Genomic DNA, 25,816 nt, shown 5'->3' with positions numbered 1-25,816 from the left:
CTGTTAGTTCTTCTTGTATTTTTTCTTGCTCTAATCCTACTGATAAGTACCAATACTTATTGTCATAACTAATTCTAGGATTTCTATATTTAACACCACTAGGCAGTTGCTCATTCGTTTTTATCCAACCAATTTTTTCAATAAGCACCATCTTTCCATCTTTGACTTTTAACTTTACATTGTCATTATAGAAAGACTTCTTGCTCTTTTTCCTGCTTTTAAAGACTGGTTTATTTGCTAGTCCTTTGAAAAATTTCCTGTATACATCACAGGCATCTTTAACCGCTTGTTTGGCTACATTGTTCGATACTTCATTTAACCAAGACAATTCTTTTTTCTTTAATTGAGTTAATTCTTTTCTAAGAACTGCATCGGCTATAAATTTACCGCCATTTTTATAATTTTCTTCCTGTTTTGCCAATGTCCAATTGTAAATAAATCTCGCTGTTCCTACTGATTGCCACAACTTTTGTTCTTGTGATTCACTTGGGTACAATCTAACTTTCTTTGCCAGTATCATCCTCAAGTAGCTCCCTTTTGAACTGTTTTGCCTATGTTATATGCAAATTTCTCTATTACGTAGTACTTCAAAAGTAATCACCTCAATAAGATTACACTGTAATAACTATAAAAAATAACGATAGTTTTATACATTTGAATAAATTTTTTCAACTGTATCACCACTCCCTATTCCTATTATAACTCCCATTAGCTACTGTGAAACGCTCTTCTTTTCCAAATACAACTAAAAATACCTGCTATCAATAACAGCGTAATGCCAAGTAGGGAAATAGGTGACCAGACTAGCGTTAAACAGAAAGAAAAATTAGAATATTAAAACAAAACATAAACTCATCATTACTTTTAATACCGAACAATACCGAATGCCTACTTGTAATAACTATATGGGAAACACGACAATCCTTGCTGTTACAGTAACTATCTACACAATATTTCCCGAGAAATATTTCAGTCATCCAGTGCAAATTACTAAAAAAGATAATAAAATTATGCCATTATAACATTTAAAATAAGAAGGGGCGTACTTCCTGTACTTGCTTGGCATTAAACACTTGGCTCATGGCGGTTAAGAGCGTAGAAACTACAAGTGTTATCAGTCCTATCATTGATACGTTATTGTTTGTTATGATGTCCATATAGCTTCCCCTACTTTTCATTATTTCTTATATTAAAAAACTCCATCTCCCAAAAATAGAGAGACGAAGTTATCCGCAGTACTACTTTGATTACATAAAGGCTTCCTTTAACAATATAAGGCTGACTATAGCTATCTTATTCAGTACAAAGACGCTTGAACGAGTTCTCGAATTGTTTACCAGCAGCCACCGTGTAAACATTATCCACTTTTATTTCCAAGTCAAGTTGCTATTTTAAATATCCTGTTGAATGGATCTACCAGGATAAAACTTCATTTGTCCATTATCTTGATGTGCTTTAGCGGTCATCGTTATTGGTTTTAATTTTAGAACAATCGTTTTACTTCCTAAAGAAGATTGATACTTCTCAACATGTGCTTTTGATAAGGGCGCTTGATAGTAAGCTGGGACATATTTATCTAGCATTGCTTGCATTGCTGCCGTTGCTTCGTCTAAATTTGTTACCACTTCGATGATACCGTTTGCGATAACGCTCATATAAGCAGTATCTGTATTAGCAGGAATGGGATCGGCAATTGTTCCGTAATTTTCACTTATGGTCATACAAGCATTTGAATTCGTGTGTAAGATGGTGATTTTTCTTCCTTCATTTGCGCCGTGAATATAAAAAATCCCTTCTTTGAATACAAAATTGAGTGGAATTACATATGGCATGTTATGATCAATCAAGCCAAGAAAAGCTGTTTGAGCTTCTCGTAAAAAGTTATTAATTTGTCCTTCATTTGTACACGTTCGATCCGCCTTACGAATATTAGTTTCCATCCATATCACTTCTCCTTACCTATGATAATTGGAAGTTTATAATAGAACCGTGCGATTAAGAAGGGACAGTTTTGGGAATTTCCATGGGTACAAGAAACTGTTAAAAAACCAGCACGTATTTTAAATTACGTGCTGGTCTAATATTTCCGGGAAAAAAATTACTCATCGTCCCCCTGCATTGAACACATTCTAGGTAAAGATTGATAAACTCCTTATGTTTTTCATATTAAAATTACCTTTACAACCTTTGCTAATGTGGGGATGATTACAAGGGTTGGCGCCGAAACTGCAACGTTTGTTTTAACAATAATTCAATTGTTATTTTCTTAACTTTTAGTCACTTAATCAGTGGCTTTTTTATCAACTTGTTCATCAAAATGGTTATAAAAAGACCAGGTACTCACTGAATAATGAGCAACTGGCATTTTTATATAACTTATACAAAATTTATTCCTTAAAAATTTTTTCAAAATCTTCTTTAGACATTTTTTTTACACTTTTAATTTTAAGTCGATTATCTACTGTTTGAGGAGTTGTCTCTAAAATTAAAACATCTTCTCCTGACTCAATTACAGTAAACTGTAAAACAGTCTGATCTAAATTCGAAACAAAATCCTTAATATCTTTATAGTTATTTTCAGTTAAATCAATCGAGTACTTATTATAATTTTCTATATTAGTATTCTCTAATTTTCTTACTAAATCAATACTAGTCTTTGGTTGAAATGAATTATATTTTTCCAAGGAAATATATCCCAAACAAATGATTACGCTAATAATTAAAATAATACTTTTAAATTTAATAATCTCTCACCTACTTATCTTCTTTAGCTATTGTAAATCATAACATTATAAATTCCTGCGTGAATAATATCGGAATGCGAACGAGTATCTCCATCTACTCTAATTCTTTCTATAGATAGATATCCATTCGTAAAATTGTTATGTGTGCATCAACTCCTGTTTGATATGTACTTAAACCATGCACGCCGTTACAAAACAACAATAAAATTATCTGTTGTATATCACCACTCCTTATTTAATCCACACGTGTAATAAGTCCATACGCTGAAAGAGATACTGCTATGACCCCGAATAAAGTCGCGCTCCGAACAAGTCTACCAAGCGCGGGGTCGGTCGTCGGTCTTTCCCTAATATTTAGGTTTTTATAAATACCAATGGAGGAAACCTTTACCGCATCGAACCTACTTCCGAGTTTACAATACAAATTTCCAAACACAAAACATCGTACATGTTTTACATTTGTTCCTTTTGTTACATCTGTTACTTTTGTTCCACAATCGCGCACGATTGCTGAATAAAACTTTATTTATCATTCCATTTAGTAATTGCATAAAAAATTTCTTTCGGATTGGGATCATTGCTTGCAACTTTCTATTACAGATTCCCTACCCACAAAGGGTTTTATCACCAATTATATTCCAATTGTTTTTGCTAGAAATGGAAAAATAATTTCAAAATTCCCATTTGAAAATGCCTCTGCTATTTGTTTTTGTTTGAGAACATGACTTTCTGAATTGCTCATAAAACATCCTCCCTTATATACTTTTCTTTACTATACCATATGCTACTTTTCTCCATTTCTCCCATATCTCTATTTAGCCCCCCTTAAGCTGTGGTATCATGCTTTTTAGAAGGCTCAAGTGGAAAAACCAATTATTTGCTGTAGCGTGTGACGACGCTGCGGCCTTTTTGTGTTACAATAAAATTAACAAAAATTAGGGGGTGCACTTTTGTCTGGTTTCACGTTCGTAGCTTTCTCTTTAGCTATATCAACGACAGTCATTGCCTTGCTTAATGACATGAAAATCAAAAAATTAGAAAAACGTGTTGTAGAACTTGAAAGAAATAAGTGATTATGCTACATAACTGGCTTCTGGAGCGATATTATTATCGCTCTATTGTCGTTAAATACTCAAAGCGTTCAGTAGTTTAATTTTTAACATACCCATTAATATTCCTATAATGTAAAATATTACATAGTACTAAAATCGCTATTTGATAATAAAACACACAACGGAGGGTTATTATGGAAATAAAAATTGCAACACTAAATGAAGTGCAACAAATTGAGATTTTATACCAAGAGCTTTTTTTAGGTATGTCAATCTTACAACCAAAGTATATGCAACCTGGTAAACAAGACGTAACCTTTATTAGGAACTCAATTAATGAAAATGGATCAGATATTTTAATAGCTGAAAAAGATAACCAAGTTTTAGGTTTCTTGCTTATTAAAGAAACTGTAACACCACCATATTCATGTCTAATTGAGCACAAATACGCCTTCATTATTGATGTAATTGTCGGAAATCAATACCAAAGCCAAGGAATTGGTTCAGTTTTACTATTAGAAGCGAAAAAATGGGCAAAAAATCGTAATTTGGATTACTTGGAGTTGAACGTATTATCTGAAAATATTGGCGCAATAACTTTATATGAAAAACAAGGTTTCAAAGATATGAGCCATACTATGCGTTTTGAATTTGAGTAAAAAAGCTATACAGAACATTATTATGTGAGGAGCTGTAATCAACAGCTCCAACGACTTTTGACTCTCCCTTTATAAAATCCAACTTTAACTTTAAAAACAACTTGTACCCTTTACTGCACAATATCTTTCAAATACGGTTATAAAAGCATCTCTGTTTGTAAATAGTGGTAGTATAACTGCTAAGGAAACTTCCATTGTACAGATGATTTTGAAAATCCGTTTTGACCCCTAGCAGTTATTTCAATACCTTTTATACATAATTTCTATCTATTACTCACCTGGCTCACCTACGCAAACGACTAATCCGCTCAAGCTCTTTTCCAATGCTCCTTAGTTCTCTATAAACCTTGTATCCTCTGCATTTGTTACTAAGGTCATAAGCTTTGCGTTTGGGACACCCGGTATAATGATGCTCATGGCGCTAAAAAATATGCCTATCGACATCGCTATTAAGATGTATTCGGTAAGCGTAAGGAAAAATCCAGTCAAGGCTTCACCACTGAAAATGCCGCACTTCGAAAATTATTAGAAGTGAAATCCAAATTATTAAATAGTAATTTTAAGCAAGTTGAGCAAGAGGATTTAACTGTAGGAGAATGGATGGATATATGGTATGAGTCAAATAAGCACGAGTGGAAAATATCAACTCAAAAGCAAAAAAATAAACGTCATTCAAAATAAAATAAAGCCTCTAATTGGGAAAAAGAAACTTTCTACACTCGATAAAGAATCATATAAACGCAATTTCATTTGGCCATTACTAAAGCAATACAAACCATCTTCAGTTCGGTATTACCATCTTATTTTTAATACTGCAATTAATGCAGCAGTAGACTCAGAAATTATTTCTCGTAACCGATTCAATAAAGTGAATTTTCATGAGGATGATTACGATAAACCTAACGTTTTAAATATCTAGCAACTCAATCGATTTCTTGAAATTGCAGCCGAAGAATCTTTAACTTTGAATACAATTATAAGAACACTAGCTTTTACAGGTATGCAACGTGGCGAAGCTTTAGCTTTAAAATGGAAAAATATTGATTTAACAAATGGTACAATTACAATAGAAGGGACACGCGATGAAATTAGTTATAGAACACCAAAAACTAAAAATAGTTATCGCACTATCGCTATTGATGAGTCCTTAATTAGACTTTCGTTATGTATAGTTTGGGGGCAAGATTGGGGGAACGTTTTATCAAAATGCCGTTCTTCCCTAGTGCCCCAACGGTTTATAAAAAAAGTTAATATTTTTGGATAAATAATTGCCCATTCGATTGAATTTCAGCATAGAATACTTCTTCAATATTTTCGATAGACAGCTTTTTGAGTTCATCTTTTAACCATTGTCGATTTTTTCCTACTTCCAATAAATTTCTTTTTAATAATTTTCCATCGGATATTATTTCAATTGGCAAAAAAGGTGGATTTTCAGGTGAGATGTTTATATCCATTTTTTGGGTACCTTGAAATGGCGGTTTCTTAAGAATACTAAGCGTACCATTCGGTTCTAGAATGGCAAAATCTATTTCATCAATTGAAAAAACTTGGTATTGTCTAATCATCATCGTTAGGTCATCAATATTAACACCGGTTCGTTTCAATGCTTTTCGATCGATTTTGCCGTGTTTTATAACAATTGTAGGCTGACCGTCAAGCAACATTCTTATTTTCCCTGATTTCAAACTGATATAGCCGATTAGTGTCGTCAACGAACACCAAATAATTAAGCTTACCAAATCTTTCATGTAATCTTTAGTACTTAAAACAATCATATTTGCGGCAATCGAGCCAATTGTGATTCCTGTTACGTAATTGAAAAAAGTAAGTTGACTTAATTGTTTTTTCCCTAAAAAACGTGTGAGGGCAAGAAGTACGAAAAAAGTTACAACTGTTTCTATGGCTATTTGTAAGTAGCTTACATCTTTCATATCACCACTCCTATCTATACAATAGAATGCGTTATGCAGTCCATAACATACACTCAAAACTAGGTGCATTCCTTGTTCTCACCACTGCTTGCTTCTAGAAGAAGTTTTTGTAAGGCATAAATAACCTCTACCATAGAAACAGGTTAATTTTAGTGCTATTTTTTTATTAGATTTATAGATAAAATACAATCCATTTAGTTTGGCAATTGGTGTATGATTTAGATATTCGATTTATAGGAAATATTTACATAAATTTTGTCTTTTTGCTCAAATAAAAAAATCGGAGGTATGTCGCATGAAAAAAAGGAAAAGTTGGTATCGTATGTGGAAAATACTTTCCTTCGCTTTTTCCATGTTGTTGCAAGTTTATTGGTTTCGCATTCGAAAAAAATCAGAAACACAATGGGAAATGCTCTGGGAAAAGCTTGGTCGACAATTTCGAGAAACGTTATTTGAACTCGAAGGCGTGTTAATTAAAGTCGGGCAACTTTTAAGTATTCGCGAGGATTTACTACCAAAAAGTTTTATTAGCCAAATACAGGATTTAGTAGATCAAGTCCCTCCCTCTCCTTGGGAAGACATTCAACTTGTTTTGGAAAAAGAATGGGGAAGTCCTGTTGACAATGTACTTCTTTCAATCGAGACAAAAGCTGTCGCTTCCGCATCCATTGGAGAGGTTTATCGCGGAAAGTTAAAGGATGGTACGAATGTAGCAATTAAAGTACAACGACCCACTATACCAACTATTATGCGAACAGATTTTCGTTCGCTCGCTATTATTATGTGGTTTGCGCAATATATTGCTCCAGTACCTAAAGGCTTTATTAATTTTAAATTGCTTTTTAATGAAGTCAAACATGTGATCAGTAGAGAATTAGATTTTAATAAAGAACTAGACACCATGACACATTTTCGCGAACGCTTTGAATCTATTAATGAACTTAAAATTCCTACTGCGTATCCCGAACTTAGCACCCCTCAAGTATTAGTAATGGAATGGATAGATGGTGCAAGAATCACAGATAACGCATTTTTAACTTCCAATCAAATTGATAAAGAAGCATTATCTGAGCGATTAATGCGCATTTTCTTACCACAATGGCTAGAGGCTGGGCTATTTCATGCTGATCCGCACGCTGGCAATGTGCTAGTAACGGAGGATGGTACGATTGTCCTTCTTGATTTTGGTATGGTTGGCGAAATATCAAGAAAAGATGCAGCCAATTTTCAAATTTTAATGCAGGCTATTTTATTAAAAAATTATGCTCAAGCGGCTGAAATATTAAAAAACTTAGGATTTTTACTACCAGGAGCGGATTTAAAAATCATCGAAAATCTTCTAAGAGAAGTACTACTATTGGATTTAAACAAAGTAAAGGAAATGGATGTATTTGCTGTCAAAAAAGAAATGAATGACATGATAAAATTACTTCCTATACAAGTTCCTACACGATTTGTCTTTTTAGGGCGCTCGTTTGTGACAATTGAAGGTATGTTGCTGACCCTTACTCCAGAGAAAGAAATTTTAGACATTATTAAACCTGTATTTTCAGATTGGATCAAGCAAGGAAGCTCAAATAATTGGAAAACTGTTTTACAATGGCTTAATGCGCTCCCAATTTTTAAAGTATTCCATTCCCTGCAAGACCTTGTGGAGACACCCCAGCGAATGTTAATTCAAAAAGATGCATTGCAGCAAAGGGATTTTGTCTTTGCAATCTATGAAAATCAAAAAAAGCAAGCCTTTATCATTAGTGTACTAGCATTAGGCGCAGTTTTCTTTGGCCTGTATTTACAATATGCCCTACTTATAAAAGCATCGAGTGGCGTATTAGCGCTTTCTAGTCTTTTTTATATCGTAAGTAGTTGGAAACAAAAAAGATGGTTACAACGGCTCTCCAAAAAAACGCTATAGATAACACAATTAGCCTCCTAATTCTAACGTTTAGGAGGCTTTCCTTATGCTTTCCAATGGGATTTCCATGCTATACGTCCTGTTATACCAACTGTTCTATAATCAGCCAGTTACTCATAAATTGACTAAAATACAAAATAAGGAGAACTGCGAAAATGCATGTTGTTCATTTTTATGAAAATAAGATTTCCGTTTTGAATCAGCTATTAATTCGCATTCCAACTATTGATGAAAACATCCAAATTAAAGGTCGAAAAGCAAAAGTAGTGGACGTTATTCAAATGAATGAGCGCCAGTATCATGTCATTGTGCTTTTTGAAAAAATATCAAAAAAACAACCTTTAACAAAAGATCTTGGGAAGAAGAAAAGATAGTTCTTCCCTTTTTTATGTTTATCAACATACAGGGTGGGTATACAAAACATAACGGTTATCGCAATAACGATTGATTTTTTGAACAAAATGCGAACTATTCTCATTAACAGTAATTTTATTGAGCAGAAAGATTGACTTTTTAATTGATAACAATTATCATTATCATATAGATTATTTCTTCTCTAAACTGTTTATTTCAGAATCCCCCCTTATTTTTTGAAATAAACATGCATTAAACGGATATTCTTACATCAGACTAAGAATATCCGTTTTTTAGTTACATAAATTGAAGGAGCTGTTTTAAATGGATTATCGTATTGAAAAAGACACTATGGGTGAGATCAAAGTACCTGCCAATAAAATTTGGGGTGCTCAAACCCAACGTAGTAAAGAGAATTTTCAAATTGGTACTGAACACATGCCGATTGAACTGATTCAAGCTATGGCGATTTTAAAGAAAAGTGCAGCAATCGCAAATAATAAATTAGGAAAGCTTTCGGATATTAAAGCCAATGCAATTGTGCAAGCGGCAGATGAAATTTTAAATGGTCAATGGGACGATCAATTCCCTCTTGTTGTCTGGCAAACTGGTAGTGGTACCCAATCGAATATGAATGTCAACGAGGTGATTGCGCATCGTGCAAACCAAATTTTACAAGATGCTGGCGAAGCTGACCGCATTCATCCAAATGACGATGTCAATAAATCTCAAAGCTCAAACGATACGTTTCCGACTGCGTTGCATATTGCAGCCGTGCTAAAAGTGGAAGACTATCTACTGCCTCGCCTTCGTTTATTAAAGGCAACGTTGGATGAAAAAGCAGAGCAATTTAAAGATATTATTAAAATTGGACGTACCCATTTACAAGATGCTACTCCACTGACATTGGGACAAGAAATTAGTGGCTGGTCTGCTATGCTAGGTAAATCCGAGCAAATGATTAAACATAATGTGGACTACATGAAAGAACTTGCGATTGGCGGTACGGCTGTCGGTACTGGTATTAATGCACATCCTGAATTTGGTGAGCGTGTAGCAGCTGAAATTAGTGAACTAACGGGCAAACAGTTTACTTCCGCAGCAAATAAATTCCATGCTTTAACAAGTCATGATGAAGCGGTTGTGGCACATGGTGCATTAAAAGCACTTGCTGCTGATTTGATGAAGATTGCCAATGACGTACGTTGGCTAGCAAGTGGTCCACGCTCTGGTATTGGTGAAATTACTATTCCAGAAAATGAACCAGGCTCATCCATTATGCCAGGTAAAGTGAATCCAACGCAAAGTGAAGCGATGACAATGGTCGTTACGCAAGTTGTTGGGAACGATGCAACAATTGCCTTTGCCGCTTCGCAAGGGAATTTTGAACTGAATGTCTTTAAACCTGTTATTATTTACAATTTCCTACAATCGACGCGCCTGCTAGCAGATACGATGAAATCATTTAATGATCACTGCGCTATCGGCATCGAACCAAACAAAGAGGTACTGGATCATAACTTGCAAAACTCGCTAATGCTTGTAACAGCCTTAAACCCTTATATTGGCTATGAAAATGCGGCAAAAATTGCGAAGAAAGCACATAAAGAAGGCACGACTCTAAAAGAAGCGGCCATCGCTTCAGGCTTATTAACTGAAGAACAGTTCGATGAATATGTTGATCCAGCTACAATGATTTATCCGAATGCATAAATACAAAAGGCACCAAGAAGTTTTGAACTCTTGGTGCCTTTATATTTTGATGATCGCGTAATATGGCAAATACTGCCGTTATCATGAATTCCAACCCTATTAGCAGTTCGTGCTGGTTTACCCGCGATTTACGCTGGTTTACCCGCGATTTACACTGGTTTACCCGCGATTTACGTTGTTTTATCAGCGATTTAATTCGCCTTTTCAACTACATAGCTTTCAGGAACGAAAAATGTGCTGTAAAGGTCAGATTCACTATTAAACGTCACCGCATAATAGTTACCAATTTTAAAACCTACACTTTTAAGAACAGTACCTGCTGGCAATGGACGAGCAAGTCTTTGATAGTAATCGTTATTGTTAATTAAATATGGTTTAATATGCTGTACCGTATCTTTTGTGACAATAAATAATGTATCTTTATTCACAACTTGTGGTTCGATTAGTTGAATATCTGTTGGATCAATTGTTCGCTTTTCAATACCGCCACCTACAAAACTCATATTATACGTATTGACAAGTTCTCCCTGTTCAAAAATAAAATTACCCCATTTATTTAGATAGGTATAATAAGAGTGTGCATGCGTTGCCAAACTATCACTCTCATTATAAAACGAGTAAAACGGTTTATCTCTATTAATCCACATATAGGCAGGATTTTGATAAAATTGTACACGTTGTTCAAACGGAATCGCTTTAAATACAGTTAAATCGCTTGCTTGTACACGATATCCAGAGCTCATCCAATAATATGTTTGTTTATTATATTTTTCAATATTATATACACGGAAGTAATTTCCCTTTTTGACTAACATCGATTCAAACTGACCATTGGCATTTTTCTTATACACTTTTACATCTTTCGAAAACGTTAGCTTCCCCGTTTGCCCTTTGACAATTTCTACGCCGTCATAGATTACTTTCGCTTTGGATGTTGATGGATTAACCATTAATACTACAAATGCTGCAAGTAGCACTATCAAAAATTTTTTCACTATTCTCCTCCTACTTCTTGATTCAATTCTACTAATCTATTGTTATTTTACCAATAAATAGATTTAAGTGCCAGGCACCGAAAATATTTAGAATATTCAGTTTTTTAATAAAGTAAAAAAACCCCTCCATTGTACTTTGGAGGGGTTTGGGACATGTTATTGCATTAATTCTTCAAAAAATTCAATAGGTACATAAGTTTTCGTTGGTTCTAATAACGCAGGTGCTACTTTAAAGTAACGAAGTGCTTTATTGTAGCCGTATGCTTTTTCACCACGTGTAATTGTGTAGGATAGCGCCCCTTTTGAAACAATTGCGCCAGTACCAGTTGATTCTACTTTAAAGCCTAGTTCTTCTGCAATTAGACGTAGTGGCACCATTGTTGTACCATCCACTTCATAAAAATCTGTTTTAATAATTTCTTGTACTGCTGCATTAGCTGAAGCTTCCTCAGTTACTTCACCTTGTTCTTTCGCTGTAGCATCTAACACAATGACTTTTGTTGGCGTTGTTTGTGCAGGAATACTTCTTGTTGTAATTGTATAGAACACAAGTAAATGTTGTTGTGCTAAATCTTTAGCTGAGACTTCTTTAGCTGATTGGCTTTGGACCACCGTTTCTTTGCCAACATTTAATTTTAAACTGTTATCCGTATTGACTAAATCCTTATTGAAAAAGTCAACAGTGACACTACCCATTTCCTTTGTTTCCACGATTATAACTTCTGGATTATACTGTGGTGGATATATCATCAGCATTGGCTTATTTGCATACGTATATGCTGTTACTTTATCACCTTTTTGTAGCTTTACTTCTTTCCCCGTATTATCAAAAATAAGTGTGTCCTTATTTACGACAAAGACGTTCGTATTTTCGCCATCTTTCGTTGTGTAATACGTTGCATTATTACGTTCTTCCACGCTTTCAATTGTACCAGCTACTTTAATAAAAACCGGCTGCACTTGTGGCGTTTGTTCATCCTGTTGGGCATTTGTGACAACTGCTTCTCCTTCATTTGCTGATGCAGTTGGAGCGATTGCAACGCCCCCTAGTAATAATGCTGTCATTGCAAATGGCACAACCTTTGTCATTTTCATAAAAAATACATCTCCTTCATTTCACGAGTTCATTGAAGTAGTCGATTGTAAAAGGAAATGGTTACATTATTACCATATTATTTTCAAAAACTTTTCAAAAGAGAATAATTGCAACTTAATAAAGCTAAAAGATGAGTGATAATCGATTTAGGACGCGCTGTAGAAAGTATTGCTGTTCACTTTGTTTTGCTCTTATCTCTAACGCTATATCTGGATGATCTGTAATTACGCCCGAAACGTTTTTCTCAATAAATTCCTGTAAAGAACGATCCTTATTTAAAGTCCAGATAAACAAATCTAAATGTTGAGCATTGAGTTCTGCAATTAAGCTCTCGTCCACCCACGATGCTTCTAACGCAATGAAATCTACAGTTAAATGATCCATCGGTCCAATATTCAGCGCATAAACAATTCCTACACGCAAATGAGGTGTTATATTTTTTAACTGTGTCATCAATTGCGCATCTGAGGACTGTACATAGTACGTATCGAGCACTTTATAGGCGCGTAACTTTTCTACTAATCGAGGCAATAGGTCTTCTCTTTCTTTCCCATGTACTTTTAGCTCAATTAGTAATGTAACATCTAGCGCCTTGGCAATTTCGATAAAATCATCCAATGAAGAAATTTTGTCGCTCATCCCATTCTCATAAATCGTAATGGTTTTTAATTCACTTAGCGTCATATTGGCAATAACACCATTTTTCCCTGCTAGACGCCTTAATGTACGATCATGAAAGACCACAAATTCTCCATCTACCGTTTGCTGAATATCTAGTTCAATTAAGTCTGCACCTGCATTCGCTGCACTAACAAGCCCGCTAATTGTATTTTCCACATTGCCTGCTGTATAACCACGATGTGCAATAATTTTAGTATCTGGTGCGTACACACTTTTCTCTAACGAAAAAATATTGATTATGCTTAAAATTGAAAAAATAACACAAAGCACTATTGGCAAAGGAAAATAGCGTTTGTTTTGATAAGCGTTTCTTGTTAGAGCCAAAACACGAGCATTATACGTAATCGCAACCATGACTTGTGAAAACATAGCTTGCAACAGACTAAACAGCACAATAAAGGCCATTTCAAGAAATGCCAAAGTAAATCCTGCTGTTAACAGCGCTGCGCTTGGCATAAATCGTTCCAGGAAAAATAGTGGTAGTGTACCGACTACTGTTACAACTATTAAAAGTAATAAATGAAGCATTAAAACCATTGCCAATAATACAAGTAGTTTAAATAAGCCCCGTCTTGAAAAACGCCAACTTTGGAGAAATGATTGCCTTAGTGAAATTTTCGGCTGTATTGCAAAAATAGGCAATGTCAACATACTCCTTATTCCAACCATCACTAAGATACTAGCAACAGCAGCATACAGTATTTTACCTGTAGGTGTACCCATTATTTCATTTGTCATAAAGTGTGGAAAAGCTATCCCCTGTGTTAGCCAAAGAGGGAGTAAAAATGAAGCTAAGGGCAATAAAAGAGCTATATAGACAATTAAATAAAGTACTTGTAAGCTATAAAAATAAGGAAGTTTACGATTTAGTTGTTGCCATATTGTCAAAAACCGATAACGAGTACCCCTTTGCTGATTAAAAGCCATTATAAACAGAAAACCCATCTCATAGTAAATAAAGAGCAATACGACCATGACTAAAAGGAACATCATAGCTATGACAAAGGGGTGCATTAAAAAACTTTGTATATTTTGTTCCGTTATATGCGTGTAGCCCGTTACATTTAGCATTACATTAAAAACGAGTGTTGACACCGGTATTACTAGTGAAAACTGAAATACACGAATCATAACGAAAACCCGTATATAGTCGATGCGATACGTATAAATGTTATAGATGGCTTGTCGCAAAATTTGACGTGCTTTTTGCATTCCCTCACCCCAATTTCGTACTGTCCCATTTCCTGTTTGACAATTTGCTATCCGTTTTTAATTCTCCTTATAGCGTATGATAGATATTGTAATTCAATTTACTTTCAACATAGAAAATGTTATCAAATACAGCTGCCCAGACTTTTCTTGCGACTTGTAAGCCCATCCAAACATCTGTAGCATTCATTTATGCCTTTATTTGAGGCAATTGTCATATTTGTATGCAATGCTCGTTAAAAAATTGAAACTTTTTACTTGCCCATCCAGTAAATACAGATAGCAAATAAAATTAGGAGGGGAAATCCAGTTGCAACTACATATTGGGGACATCATTAGTACTATTTTTATTCTTCTCATTTTTCTTGCTATGTTTTTCGTTATGATAAAAATGATTAAAAATGTAAAGTCTACAGCCGTCCTTCCTTCTCGAGACACACTACAACAACATGTGGATGAGCTGACAACACGTGTCCGAGATTTGGAGGAACAAGTGCACGATTTATCAAAAAGACAATAGGAGAAACATCAAAAAATCGTTGTGTGGCTATGCCTCACAACGATTTTTTGTCTGTTCATAAACGATACGACCATCGACAACTGTATATGCAACTTGAATATGTGGGATTTTTTCAATATCAACTGTAAAAATATCATCGTCGAACACGGTAAAATCAGCACTAAATCCTTCTTTTATCTTACCTCGCCTATGCTCCTGACCGATGATTTCAGCAGACCCAACTGTATACAAACGCACCGCTTCAAAGCGTGAAATTTTCTCCTGAGGACCAAAGCCTTCATGACTCTCTCCAAAATTTCGTCTTGCCACGGCAGCATAAATTCCGTATAACGGATTCGGCACTTCAATGGGTGCATCACTACCTCCTGCTACAATCAGCCCTCTATCTAAAAGAGATTTTAGTGGATGTAGACCTTGTGAACGTTTCTCACCTAATTTTACTATTTCAGCGAAATATTCGCCTTGTACAAACTGTGGTTGCATATCTACGGCTATCGGTAATACTGCCAACTTGTCTAAAATCGCTTCATCAACTAGGCTACAATGAATTAAACGATCTAATTGCCCCTCAAGAGGTGGATATGCCGCGAAAACATTTAGTATTGTCTCAATGGCTAAATCTCCGATTGCGTGCACAGCTACTGTTTGTCCATAGCGCCGTGCAAGTTGCACATATTGCTCTAATTGTGCTGTCGAATGTACAAGTATGCCATAATTATCTGGATCATCACAATAAGGCTCACGCAGTGCGGCAGTATAGCCACCAAAAGCACCATCGACGAATATTTTCATAGCACCAAATTCCACATACGGCGTTGATTGTTCCTTTAACAAAGCAACTTCCTCAAAAACGGAATGGTGCTGTAATAAATGCACTTTAAAAGATTTTTCGGCATCCACAATTTTACGAAAAGCTTGAATTGGTTGACTCGGTGGCCCAAAGTAGCTTAAATCTTCTGAATGCCCTCCAACTAAACCATAAGATTGAAGAGATGCAACAGATTTTTGAAGCGCTTCCTCTATATATGCAGGCGTATAATAAGGCATGTTGTTAACAATCAAGTACAATGCTGTATCTTTTAAAACTCCTGTTAATTGACCTTGTTTTTTTTCAATAATGCCACCTTCTGGAGAAGGTGATTCATTAGTAATCCCTGCAAATGCAAGTGCTTTAGAATTAGCTAAAATTAAATGATGGCAGCTTCGTTTAATAATTAAATGGGCTTCACCAAGTGCGTCAAGCTCTGACAAAGTTGGAAAAATGGGCTCTGTATACGCTGTTTCATTCATACCAATGGCAACAACCCATTGCTCTGCAGAAACGCCTTCCATACGCGCACCAATGATATGGAGCAGCTCATCCTTACTAGTTACGTTTGAAACATCTATATGCAGTAACTTCTCTCCATAGCCAATAATATGTAAATGGCTATCGACAAATCCTGGGTACATAACGTTCCCTTGCAAATGCTGGATAGTAGTTGCCTGTGGTAATAGGGTATCTACCGTTCCTACTGCCACAATTTTTCCGTCCTTCTCAAGAACAGCTTCAACTGTTTCACCAGCTCGTTCCATCGTATAAATTGTTCCACCTGTCCAAAGCGTTGCCATCCTTTATAACCCCCTATGCTACTGCTTCAATTAAATGTGCACTTACTAAGCGTCGACGTACAACAACACCAAGCCATGCAGCAAGTACTGCTTTCACAACACCCACAATAATAAATGGTGCGGCTCCTCCCATAAATGCTGCAGTCCATGTTAAATCACCAACAATTTTTAACCATACTGTACCGAATGCCAATGTTACAACCATGCCGATAATATTGGCAATCATTGCTTGTACATAAGTAATACCAAATTTATCTAAGTATACCCCCATTAAAACAGCCGCTGCAAGGAAGCCTACAATATATCCGCCTGTTGGACCTATGATAATACCATATCCCCCTGACATACCACTAAATACAGGTATTCCTGCTGTGCCAAGTAAAATATATACAAGTACAGATAGTGTACCAAGCTTTGTACCTAATATTGTGACAACTAAGCCTACTGCTAAAGTTTGTCCTGTAATTGGAATCAATGGTAGCGGTATCGTAACCTGTGCAAGAACTGCGATAATAGCCGCTCCGAATGCCGCTAACACATAATTGTAAGTACTACTCTTCTTCAAACGAAAATCCCCCTTTAGTTAACCTATCTTTAAAATAGGTTAACCAAAAGATAAAGCAAATAAAAACAGTTGTCAATCGATTTTGACAAATTCATATAAAAAGAGACTTTTATATTTCGTATCGTCCTTTAAAAACTTACCACAAGGGTTCATTGCTAGGGTCATCTTCCTGTAGTTTTATGACAACAGGAATTAAAATATAAAGATAAATTGCTACACTTACAATATAAAAACTAATACCCATTAAAAGATTACTAAAGAAATAATTGATAAAAACCATAAATGGTATAGGTAAATTAGTGAATGCGTTTAATTGTACCGACTTTTTTGTGCGGTAATGTACTTTTTGACAATGTGGACAAGACATTTGGCCATTTTTCCAATAATATTTTCGGACTAGCTTAGCCGTCCATACTTCTCCACACGCCATACATACTGGCAAGCCATATCCTTTTTTTAGCAATATACGCTTGATCCACAATGCGATAGTGACAAATAAACTTAAGAGCACTAGTCCTTTTATCCAATCATGCTCTAACAGCATCCATAAGCTCCATCTATTTGTCTCTTGCTGTAAAGTCGCTCCTTGCATTGTCCTTGTAGGATGTTCCGTTTTTAGTGTGACAAGGACGCTAAAACCAATGGCAAGCAATGTAAATGTCGCTAACACAATACGATACTGCCGCTGGCTATTCTGTTTTTGTCTATTTCTACTCCTAGCTTTTTGTGCAATCTGTTGCTTTTTTTCAGCGGATAGCTTTACATGCTGTAGCTCATTTAACACGTTTTTTTTAAATTGATTCATAACGTAACACCTCCCAATCATCGTCACCAATTATTGATGCTAGTTGTTTTCTTGCCCGCTGCAACCTTGTTCGAATCGTTGCTTCTGGGCAATGAACTAGCTTGGCAATATCTACAGTGGTCATTTCCTCAAAATAATAGAGAATTAGTACTTCTCTGTATGGCACTGATAAAGTGAATAAAGCTGCTACTAGCTCCTGTTTTGTCGATTTAGCGAGCAATTCTTTTTCCGGCGTAATGGTCGTTGTGCGTCCTACTATTTTCTCAAATAATGACAGCCGTTTACTTTTCCAACTGCGTAAATAATCGTGACTGCGATTGACTGTCATTTTGACCAAATATGTACGTAAAGATGATTCTTGTCGAAACTGCTGTTGCTTTTGATAAAAGGCAATAAACACATCTTGAACTATGTCCTCTGCAGTTGCTTCATTCTTCACATATAGATAGGCTACCTTCAGTAGATAATCCCCGTGCTCTGCAATTATTTGTTCAATCTCCATTGCTGCCTCACCTTCTTTCTACACTACTGACGTTTACCAAATACCTTCCGATTCACAATTGATAAAAAAATTTTGTCCTCTTGCTACTGACGTTAACTCTTGATTACTACTGCTTAATTGCTTTGCAAGCGAATAGTAGAATCACGTGCAACACAAGGAAGTGAAGCACACTGTACTACACTCAACTATAGTTTTTATGTCAACAAAAAATCCGCTCGCTTTTTATGGACTTTACAAAACCTTACACCTACTAGTAAGGTTTTACATTGTTTTGTCCTTTGAAAGGTCACGGATGTTTATACACGATCGAAAGTACAGACTAGTAAACATTTTCCTTTATTTACTATTTCCCGCATCGTTATATTGGTTATAGAGTGTTATTTGGTTACGTCCATTCCGTTTTGATGCATAAAGTGCACTATCAGCATTATGGATTAATTGTTCGAGTTGCGTAATATAACCATGTTCATTCGTGCTTACACCTATACTAAATTCTAATTGCACGACAGTTTCATTGACTGTCAATGCCAGTGAAGTTAATGAATGATATAGATTTTGAGCTATTATAGAGATTGACTCCCCTTCTCTTAGATGAAGGAGAACAATAAATTCATCACCACCAAAACGTGCGACAATGGCTTCGTACGGTTGAAAAAACTGCTGCAATGTGGTCGCTGTAATGGATAATGCATCGTCTCCAAATAAATGACCATTTGAATCATTGATTGATTTAAAGTGATCTAAATCAATCATCAAGAGAGCTAGTAGCTTTTGATTGCTCGCTGCACTTTTCACCATTTCTTTCGCCTGTTCATCAAAATAACGTCGGTTATAAATATTTGTAAGCGGATCTATATAGGAAGTTCGCTCAAAGTGTTTTTTCTGATCGTTATACTCCATTTCGAATAGTACTTGGGTATAATTCTCCCTTTGTATTTCTAATAAAATATTAATATATTCCTTTTGTACAGCGCTTAAAATAATTTTATTCCCTTGTTCTTCAATAAGCTTAACTAATGAATTGTAAATTGTCTGTAACAAAGATAGATCATTATTTTGCAATGCATAATGCTTTGCTTTTTGGTACATATCAATTGCTTCACCAATACGACCCTGTTTTTCATATAGTAGTGCTTGCGCATTAAACACCTCTAATTGTGCCTTATTATAAGGAGGGTCTTTTATTGTCATCAATAATTCCTGTAAGAGCGTATTCGCTTCTTCAAATTCCTCCAGCCAAATATGGGCGATAGCTAAATTAGTCTTGGCATGTATAATACCCTTATAGGGGGGATCGTGTTTCAAATCAAATTCATTCGTATAGAATAAGCTTTTTAAGGCAAGTCGCTTTGCCTTTGCATATTTACCGAGTTCAATTTCTAAACCACTTAGATTGTTATAAATTTTCCCCATGCTTTCAATATGTTGAATACGCTCTGCAATTTCTAGCCCTTTCATTAAAAGCTCTTCGGATTTTTTTTGTTGTCCGAACGTTCCCCAATAAATGGAGGCAAGTGAATAATATTGAATTACGTCAATATCATTCCCATATAAAAAAGTCAGTTCGCGGTATTTTTCTAATAAATTGATGGATATTTGTAGATCGCCCACTTGATAATAGCTCATACAGCTATAGCGCAATAGATGCATTGCCTTATCATACAACGCTAGTGCATTGGCACTTTCAATAGCGGGACTGCTTAACTCGATATATTCTAAATAGCGATTTGCACTATATAATTCATTTAGGGTAATCCAAAGTTCTTCAAATTCTTGTAAATCCATACCGCATCCTCCTTTTTCTTTTCCTACTCCCTTAATACTACATTCGCTTCTAAAATATTACAATTCTTTATCCTTATTTATTTTCCAGCATATGAGTAATTTAACCTAATTTAGGAATTTAAAAAACAAGCCTCTTTAAAAGAGACTTGTTTTAATTTATATATTTTTAACATTTTCTATTTTTAGCTCTTTCTTAACTTAGTTAAATTTCATCGGACTCCTGCGTATGAAACGAAAGTGAACGCCCCTAACCATCCAATAAAAAGAGAAAATCCACTTCAATATAGTAGTGGATTTTCTCTTTTTATATAAATCGTTTAACAATCGTCTCATATATTGCCACTATGAGTATGCCACCGAGTAACGGAATAAGAGAACTGAAGCTAAAATAAAAACCTTCATTATTGTATTCACCTAGAAATTGAAATTGTAGCCATGGAACACTATACGTTTCACCAACACCGTATAAAAACCCAGTAGCAAATAAAAATAATGCTATGCACTTTATAAAATTCGCCTTTTGCACACCGTTCACCTCACTGAACATTGGTCATTTCCTCGGCATATGCTAAAATTTCTTCTTTAGTAAATTCAGGATTTTCACTTATAATGTTATATTGGTAGCCATCTTCAGACCAAGAAATAATAAAAAGTTCTCCTAAATCCATGCATGTGCCTTTTTTGCCTCGTACTTGTATTTCTTCTTCATTCCCAAGATTACCAAATTCCTCATTACTAGCTTCTTTAAGAACTGAAACTGAAAATGCAGGTTGGTCATCTTTTTCAAATTCAAAAGAAAATTCTGGGCGCTCTTTCACTTTCATATCGACGATTGTGGATATGGACAAGCCATTTTCCTCAGGTACCATTAAAAAGTTACCTAGTTGTTCCTTCACCTCTTCGATTGTTGCCGTTGATGTTTGATTTTGGGGATCTATTTTTTCTACCGTTGCATCTTTTGGGATATCAAAGGTAAACAACTTATCCTCCATTTTCTTATTAACGTCAAGCTTAGAATATTCTTGCGTCGTCACATTGCCTGCGTTCGTCGTAATTGTTTTTAACGTCAACCACGTTTTTTTATCAATCCATACTTCAATATCACCTAATAACGTATTCTTTTTTTGCGCTTTCGCTGTAATATGATACGTATCTCGACCAGCAATTGATTCTTCTCCAGCAATGGTAATATCGTGAGAATCCTTCACTAAGTTTAATAATACTTGGGCGCTGTCTTTTGCGGATTGCCCCATAAATTCATCTAATTCTCCATTTTTAAATGAAATAATTGTTGCCTTGTTTTCTTTTTTACTAAACGATGTAATTTGTTTACCATCATTAACCGCAATAACATGATCGCCATCAACAGACATCTCAATCCGACGTTTGCCACCCTTCATCCATTCTTTTACGTTAGCGACTCCAGATTCATCTATATCCAACGTATATTCTCCATAATAACTTTCTAGCTCTTGTGTTTCTTGTAATGCTTGATCTATAATCTCTTGCGGGGAATAAGATGTCTCTGAATTACAACCAACTAAACTCAACGTCATCAGCGTTATAAGTCCCCCAACTCGTATTGTTTGTTTCCAGTTCATTTGTCATTTTCTCCTTTGTAAGGCGGTAACCAACACAGTACTGCTGTGCCGACTCCACGCTTGGATACCATATTTATTGTTCCACCATGTTTTTCAATAATTTGTTTCGCTATGCTAAGGCCTAGCCCTGTGCCTCGTTGTCCAGTCTTTGTTCTGGCATGATCTGATTGGTACAATGGTTCAAATAATTGCCCGATTTCTTGTTCACCTACACCTGCTCCACTATTTTGCACAACTAAATACATGCCGCTTTTTTTCGTAAGCGCCTCGTTCACAAAATCAAAACCCCAATCGAGTTTTTGCTTGCTGATAGCTGCTAAATAAATAGTCGTGCCTAAAGTGCCAAAATGAGTTGCATTACTCATCAGATTGTCAATCACACGTTGCATTTGTGAGGGCTGAACAGCAAAGGTACCCTTTACATCACAAAACGTTTGCAGTGATAGCCCTTTACTTTGACAAAGTGGTTCATACTCCGAGATTGCCATATCAAAAAATTCCTGTCCTTCTACTGGGACCAGTGTTACATCATAGGTTGTGGATTGAAGCAACGTATACATAAGTAAATCTTCTAGCATTTGCTTCATATCCATTGCCTTTGTTAAAATCACTGCCCGATATTCCTCCTGCATATGCGCAGTGAGGGAAGAATTTTGTAGACTCTCTGCATACGCTTGAATTGCTGTTAAGGGTGTCTTTAAATCATGTGAAATACTGGCAATCATCAGTTCCTTCTGCTTTTGCTCATTTTTTAAATGGGCACGTGCGACCTCAATTTCCCTTTGCATACTTAAAAAAGTATTTGTAAGCTCCCCGATTTCATCTTTTCTTGTAGCCATTACAGCGTCAACATGTTGTCCCTTCCCAAATGCATCCATTTGTTGCATTAATGCTTGTAAAGGTCGATGTAATTTACGGTTAAGCAACAAAATGACTGCTGTATAAATGGCTAGAAATAACGTAATCGCGCTCGCTATCACGAGCCATGAACGCCTCTCCACACCTTGAACCCAGTCCTTTCTGATAAGTTGAATTTCATAAATACCAACTAAATCGCCTTGTTGAAAAACGGGTTCCTTATATGTAAACGCATTGTATTTTTGCTGTAATACATATAAGTTTTTTAACACATTTTCTCTTGAAACAAATCCGGAGGTTAACGGATTAGATGAATAATAAACAAAGCCAGATTTTGCGTATAGCGTAATAGCTAGTTGATCACTCGTAAGTGCTTTTACTTGTTGCATATCTGCATTTTTGGCATATAATGTTGGATCGTTAAGGACCGACTTGACATCGTTTAGTGTCGTCCATTTCTCAATATATTCTGCAAAGCTTTTATCATGGTAATAGGCATTAATCCACATATATAAGCCATACGCCCCGCCAATTGGCACAATCATCACAATAAAAAACATCATCAGTAGCCAAGATTTTATTTTCATAACGGTTCTCCGATGAAGCGATAGCCCTTGCCCCAAACTGTTTGAATATAATGTGGTGTTTTAACCGGATCCTGTAATTTTTCTCGTAATGCTTTAATATGCACAGTGACTGTATGTGTCTCGTCTACACTCGCTTGTTGCCAAATATGCTGATATAACTCTTCCTTTGAAAATAGTTGACCTGGATTTTTAGCCAATAGCTTTAACAGGGCAAACTCTTTTTGAGTTAAGGCTAGTTCTTTGTTTTCCAGTGTTGCTAGTTCTTTATGCCAGTCAATTGCTAAGCCAAATGCAAATGTAGCGATATGTTCTGTCACTTCTATTTTCTTATAGCGTTGCCATCGACGTAAATGGGAGGCAACACGTGCCTTTAATTCCGCTAAGCTAAAAGGCTTTGCTAAATAATCATCAGCACCTTGTAAGCCTTCCACTTTATCAGCCTCGTCTTTACGGGCGCTCATCATTAAAATGGGCACATCACTTTCCCAACGAATATTTTGACAAACAGTAAGGCCATCCATTTCAGGTAGCATCCAATCGACTAATACTAAATCAAATGGCTGCGCTTGAAAATCTGCTAGCCCTTCTAAACCTGTAGTTGCCCATGTGACCAAGTATCCCTCTTGCTCTAGTGTATCTTTGACGATACGACCTATTGCGTGATCATCCTCTATTAGTAATAGCTTTTCATTCATCGTTTTCCTCCTGTTATAACCTTACTATGGATTGATGTATTTCTTCTGAACTTTATACTTTCTTTATAATTACCATAGATGGACTCTCATATATTAACAAGGGCAAATTCAAACCAAAGAAAAAAGAATGCACATAAGTTTGTGCATTCCTTCACTATGTTAGAAAAATAAGCTTAAAATAAAGTAAATTGTAGCAGCCATCACGGCAGAGATTGGCATTGTAATCACCCAAGTAGTAACAATTTTACGTGCCATACCCCATTTTACACCTTTGACGCGATGTGCAGTACCTACGCCCATAATAGAAGAAGAGATTACGTGCGTTGTCGATACAGGTAAATGAATTAACGTCGCACCAAAGATGATCGAAGCAGATGCTAAGTCCGCTGCTACACCATTCACTGGGCGTATTTTCATAATTTTACCACCGACTGTTTTAATTATTTTATAACCACCAACCGATGTTCCGAGACCCATCGCACAGGCAGCTGCAAAACGAACCCAAAACGGAATATCGTCACCTTGGTGTAAACCACCTGCAATTAATGCAAGGGTGATAATCCCCATCGCCTTTTGCGCATCGTTCGTACCGTGTGTAAATGATTGCAATGCCGCTGTACCGATTTGCATCGTTCGGAAGCCTTTATTTGTTCGATATAAATTCATATCTTTAAAGATTACTTTAAACAGTGACATCATGAAAAAACCAGCTACAAACGCAAGTAATGGAGAGAAAATAAGCGCCTGAATGATTTTAATAAAACCTGTGTAATTTAGAATATCAAATCCTGCCGCCGCAATTGCCGCCCCTGCAACCGAACCAATTAAAGTATGGGACGAACTAGACGGTATCCCAAAATACCATGTTAATAAATTCCATGTAATAGCTGACAGTAAAGCTGCCAAAATAACAACTGACCCTGTAATATCACCGTCATACGTATTTAGTGTAAACGGGTCAACAATATCTTTCGTTAATGCTTTCGCAACACCAACAAATGTAATAGCTCCGATAAAGTTCATTACCGCAGCCATGTACACAGCAGTACGTGGCTTTAGGGCACGCGTTGATACAGATGTTGCAATAGCATTGGCTGTATCATGGAAGCCGTTAATAAAGTCGAACACAAGTGCGAATATAACGACTAATATTGTTATCAGTAATATTGTATCCATTTAGTACACTCCATCTTACGCATTTCGCATAATTATTGTTTCGATTGTATTCGCTACTGTTTGACAACAATCTGCAATATCTTCAAATTGTTCGTAAATATCTTTGAATACGATAATGCGCATTGGATCTTTTTCTTGAATAAATAATTGCTTCATAGAAGAACGGAATATCTCATCACATTCACGCTCATAGTCTTTAATTTGAATGGCATGTTTACGCATTTCTACAAGCTTTTTACTATTTAGCAGCTCCATTGCTTGTACCATTTCATCTGTACTTTTAGCAATGTACGTCAGGAATTGACGCATCGGCTCTGTTACTTCTGTTAAGTTGTACATATTAAAATGGGCAATACAGCCTTCCATCCCGTCAATTACATCATCTAATTTATTTGCTAGCGCTAATATATCTTCTCGTTCAATAGGTGTCATAAATGATTTATTAAGCATAACAATTAGCTCATGAATCAGCTTATCACCGCTTGTTTCATATTGTTTCATTGTATCGGCAATCTCTTTTAATGCATCGATATCATGAATACGCGCGTTATGAGCGAAGTAAATACCTTCTTTCACATTTTGAGAAATTTTTAATAAAGCCTGAAAAAATGGATCTTGCTTACTTGAGTTGAACATTATGTTCCTCCTGTTGAATAAATATTGTCGATTTCTGCAACTATCATAACAAAATCTTTACATAATTCTACATAACTTTAAAGATAAATAAATTGAATTTACAATAATGTAATATTAAAATTG

The 25,816-nt window shown here is 35.7% G+C and carries 27 protein-coding genes and 1 pseudogene; 9 read left to right on the top strand and 19 right to left on the bottom strand.

Translation table 11 applies throughout. From position 1 onward, the window contains the following. The 4 genes from C9J37_RS03720 to C9J37_RS03710 form a co-directional block, all read right to left on the bottom strand. A partial coding sequence (locus tag C9J37_RS03720; RefSeq protein WP_153063480.1) for an RNA-guided endonuclease InsQ/TnpB family protein occupies nucleotides 1-520 on the bottom strand: 520 nt, incomplete at its 3' end. Nucleotides 521-1,025: 505 nt separating this feature from the next. Beyond that, nucleotides 1,026-1,157 carry a hypothetical protein gene (locus C9J37_RS29370; protein ID WP_268807973.1) on the bottom strand — a complete coding sequence of 44 codons (132 nt, stop codon included), beginning with the start codon at nucleotides 1,155-1,157 and terminating at the stop codon, nucleotides 1,026-1,028. Between the two features lie 234 nt (nucleotides 1,158-1,391). After that, nucleotides 1,392-1,940, bottom strand: a complete 549-nt coding sequence (locus C9J37_RS03715; RefSeq protein ID WP_107894293.1) for a pyridoxamine 5'-phosphate oxidase family protein — start codon at nucleotides 1,938-1,940, stop codon at nucleotides 1,392-1,394. Between the two features lie 447 nt (nucleotides 1,941-2,387). Next, nucleotides 2,388-2,684, bottom strand: a complete 297-nt coding sequence (locus C9J37_RS03710; protein ID WP_107894292.1) for a hypothetical protein — start codon at nucleotides 2,682-2,684, stop codon at nucleotides 2,388-2,390. A gap of 1,010 nt (nucleotides 2,685-3,694) precedes the next feature. On the opposite strand from C9J37_RS03710, the gene C9J37_RS29365 reads away from it, so the two are divergent. The 5 genes and pseudogenes from C9J37_RS29365 (at nucleotide 3,695) to C9J37_RS03695 (ending at nucleotide 5,719) form a co-directional block, all read left to right on the top strand. Next, nucleotides 3,695-3,817, top strand: coding sequence for a hypothetical protein (locus C9J37_RS29365; RefSeq protein ID WP_268807972.1), 123 nt, complete (start codon nucleotides 3,695-3,697; stop codon nucleotides 3,815-3,817). Nucleotides 3,818-3,990: 173 nt separating this feature from the next. Then, a complete protein-coding gene (locus C9J37_RS03705) occupies nucleotides 3,991-4,455 on the top strand; it encodes a GNAT family N-acetyltransferase (protein ID WP_107894291.1) in 465 nt (154 codons plus the stop codon). 468 nt (nucleotides 4,456-4,923) lie between these two features. Further along, nucleotides 4,924-5,136: pseudogene (locus C9J37_RS29615) on the top strand (site-specific integrase); the annotation flags it as partial. Next, a complete protein-coding gene (locus C9J37_RS03700) occupies nucleotides 5,069-5,374 on the top strand; it encodes a hypothetical protein (RefSeq protein ID WP_107894290.1) in 306 nt (101 codons plus the stop codon). The pseudogene C9J37_RS29615 and the gene C9J37_RS03700, both read left to right, overlap by 68 nt. 45 nt (nucleotides 5,375-5,419) lie before the next feature. Then, entirely contained in the window at nucleotides 5,420-5,719 is a 300-nt protein-coding gene (locus C9J37_RS03695; protein WP_167397250.1) for a site-specific integrase, read from the top strand. On the opposite strand, the gene C9J37_RS03690 is transcribed toward C9J37_RS03695, so the two are convergent. After that, the gene (locus C9J37_RS03690) at nucleotides 5,703-6,389 is read right to left on the bottom strand and encodes a DUF421 domain-containing protein (RefSeq protein ID WP_107894288.1); all 687 of its coding nucleotides are present in this window, start codon (nucleotides 6,387-6,389) and stop codon (nucleotides 5,703-5,705) included. The genes C9J37_RS03695 and C9J37_RS03690 overlap by 17 nt on opposite strands. A gap of 295 nt (nucleotides 6,390-6,684) precedes the next feature. On the opposite strand from C9J37_RS03690, the gene C9J37_RS03685 reads away from it, so the two are divergent. The 3 genes from C9J37_RS03685 (at nucleotide 6,685) to fumC (ending at nucleotide 10,371) form a co-directional block, all read left to right on the top strand. Next, nucleotides 6,685-8,304 (top strand): ABC1 kinase family protein, encoded by a 1,620-nt coding sequence (locus C9J37_RS03685; RefSeq protein WP_107894287.1) that lies wholly within the window; start codon nucleotides 6,685-6,687, stop codon nucleotides 8,302-8,304. A gap of 155 nt (nucleotides 8,305-8,459) precedes the next feature. Next, nucleotides 8,460-8,678, top strand: coding sequence for a hypothetical protein (locus tag C9J37_RS03680; protein ID WP_024363641.1), 219 nt, complete (start codon nucleotides 8,460-8,462; stop codon nucleotides 8,676-8,678). A gap of 304 nt (nucleotides 8,679-8,982) precedes the next feature. Further along, on the top strand, nucleotides 8,983-10,371 hold the full coding sequence (fumC, locus tag C9J37_RS03675) for a class II fumarate hydratase (protein ID WP_024363640.1): 1,389 nt from the start codon (nucleotides 8,983-8,985) through the stop codon (nucleotides 10,369-10,371). A 191-nt stretch (nucleotides 10,372-10,562) separates the two neighbouring features. Here the strand turns inward: fumC and C9J37_RS03670 are convergent, their stop codons facing one another. From C9J37_RS03670 to C9J37_RS03660, 3 genes are all read right to left on the bottom strand, one after another. Next, entirely contained in the window at nucleotides 10,563-11,366 is an 804-nt protein-coding gene (locus tag C9J37_RS03670; protein ID WP_107894286.1) for a hypothetical protein, read from the bottom strand. A 156-nt stretch (nucleotides 11,367-11,522) separates the two neighbouring features. Next, nucleotides 11,523-12,461, bottom strand: coding sequence for a stalk domain-containing protein (locus tag C9J37_RS03665; RefSeq protein ID WP_107894285.1), 939 nt, complete (start codon nucleotides 12,459-12,461; stop codon nucleotides 11,523-11,525). Between the two features lie 124 nt (nucleotides 12,462-12,585). Beyond that, a complete protein-coding gene (locus C9J37_RS03660; RefSeq protein WP_107894284.1) occupies nucleotides 12,586-14,355 on the bottom strand; it encodes a glycerophosphoryl diester phosphodiesterase membrane domain-containing protein in 1,770 nt (589 codons plus the stop codon). A gap of 307 nt (nucleotides 14,356-14,662) precedes the next feature. On the opposite strand from C9J37_RS03660, the gene C9J37_RS03655 reads away from it, so the two are divergent. Continuing rightward, on the top strand, nucleotides 14,663-14,872 hold the full coding sequence (locus tag C9J37_RS03655) for a hypothetical protein (protein WP_107894283.1): 210 nt from the start codon (nucleotides 14,663-14,665) through the stop codon (nucleotides 14,870-14,872). 27 nt (nucleotides 14,873-14,899) lie between these two features. Here the strand turns inward: C9J37_RS03655 and C9J37_RS03650 are convergent, their stop codons facing one another. The 11 genes from C9J37_RS03650 to C9J37_RS03600 form a co-directional block, all read right to left on the bottom strand. Then, nucleotides 14,900-16,483, bottom strand: coding sequence for an amidohydrolase (locus tag C9J37_RS03650; RefSeq protein ID WP_107894282.1), 1,584 nt, complete (start codon nucleotides 16,481-16,483; stop codon nucleotides 14,900-14,902). 13 nt (nucleotides 16,484-16,496) lie between these two features. After that, nucleotides 16,497-17,048 (bottom strand): biotin transporter BioY, encoded by a 552-nt coding sequence (locus C9J37_RS03645; protein ID WP_107894281.1) that lies wholly within the window; start codon nucleotides 17,046-17,048, stop codon nucleotides 16,497-16,499. Nucleotides 17,049-17,184: 136 nt separating this feature from the next. Then, complete coding sequence (locus tag C9J37_RS03640) at nucleotides 17,185-17,853, bottom strand: TIGR04104 family putative zinc finger protein (RefSeq protein ID WP_167397249.1); 669 nt, start codon at nucleotides 17,851-17,853, stop codon at nucleotides 17,185-17,187. Continuing rightward, nucleotides 17,840-18,355 (bottom strand): sigma-70 family RNA polymerase sigma factor, encoded by a 516-nt coding sequence (locus tag C9J37_RS03635; protein WP_107894279.1) that lies wholly within the window; start codon nucleotides 18,353-18,355, stop codon nucleotides 17,840-17,842. Before C9J37_RS03635 ends, C9J37_RS03640 begins: the two co-directional genes overlap by 14 nt. A 336-nt stretch (nucleotides 18,356-18,691) precedes the next feature. After that, nucleotides 18,692-20,140 carry a tetratricopeptide repeat-containing diguanylate cyclase gene (locus tag C9J37_RS03630; RefSeq protein WP_107894278.1) on the bottom strand — a complete coding sequence of 483 codons (1,449 nt, stop codon included), beginning with the start codon at nucleotides 20,138-20,140 and terminating at the stop codon, nucleotides 18,692-18,694. A gap of 304 nt (nucleotides 20,141-20,444) precedes the next feature. Next, nucleotides 20,445-20,687 carry a hypothetical protein gene (locus C9J37_RS03625; protein WP_227665434.1) on the bottom strand — a complete coding sequence of 81 codons (243 nt, stop codon included), beginning with the start codon at nucleotides 20,685-20,687 and terminating at the stop codon, nucleotides 20,445-20,447. Next, the gene (locus C9J37_RS03620) at nucleotides 20,677-21,741 is read right to left on the bottom strand and encodes a LolA family protein (protein WP_107894277.1); all 1,065 of its coding nucleotides are present in this window, start codon (nucleotides 21,739-21,741) and stop codon (nucleotides 20,677-20,679) included. Before C9J37_RS03620 ends, C9J37_RS03625 begins: the two co-directional genes overlap by 11 nt. Next, nucleotides 21,738-23,186 (bottom strand): sensor histidine kinase, encoded by a 1,449-nt coding sequence (locus C9J37_RS03615; protein ID WP_107894276.1) that lies wholly within the window; start codon nucleotides 23,184-23,186, stop codon nucleotides 21,738-21,740. The genes C9J37_RS03620 and C9J37_RS03615 overlap by 4 nt, the downstream gene beginning before the upstream one ends. Further along, on the bottom strand, nucleotides 23,183-23,881 hold the full coding sequence (locus tag C9J37_RS03610; RefSeq protein WP_107894275.1) for a response regulator transcription factor: 699 nt from the start codon (nucleotides 23,879-23,881) through the stop codon (nucleotides 23,183-23,185). The genes C9J37_RS03615 and C9J37_RS03610 overlap by 4 nt, the downstream gene beginning before the upstream one ends. A gap of 159 nt (nucleotides 23,882-24,040) precedes the next feature. Then, nucleotides 24,041-25,057, bottom strand: a complete 1,017-nt coding sequence (locus C9J37_RS03605; RefSeq protein ID WP_107894274.1) for an inorganic phosphate transporter — start codon at nucleotides 25,055-25,057, stop codon at nucleotides 24,041-24,043. Nucleotides 25,058-25,072: 15 nt separating this feature from the next. Beyond that, nucleotides 25,073-25,693: a DUF47 domain-containing protein gene (locus C9J37_RS03600; protein ID WP_025219331.1), complete on the bottom strand. Its 621-nt coding sequence runs from the start codon at nucleotides 25,691-25,693 to the stop codon at nucleotides 25,073-25,075. Between the last annotated feature and the right edge of the window lie 123 nt (nucleotides 25,694-25,816).

It is taken from the genome of Lysinibacillus mangiferihumi, from assembly GCF_003049665.1.
Taxonomy (GTDB): domain Bacteria; phylum Bacillota; class Bacilli; order Bacillales_A; family Planococcaceae; genus Lysinibacillus; species Lysinibacillus mangiferihumi.
This window is presented reverse-complemented; position numbering and strand designations above follow the sequence as displayed.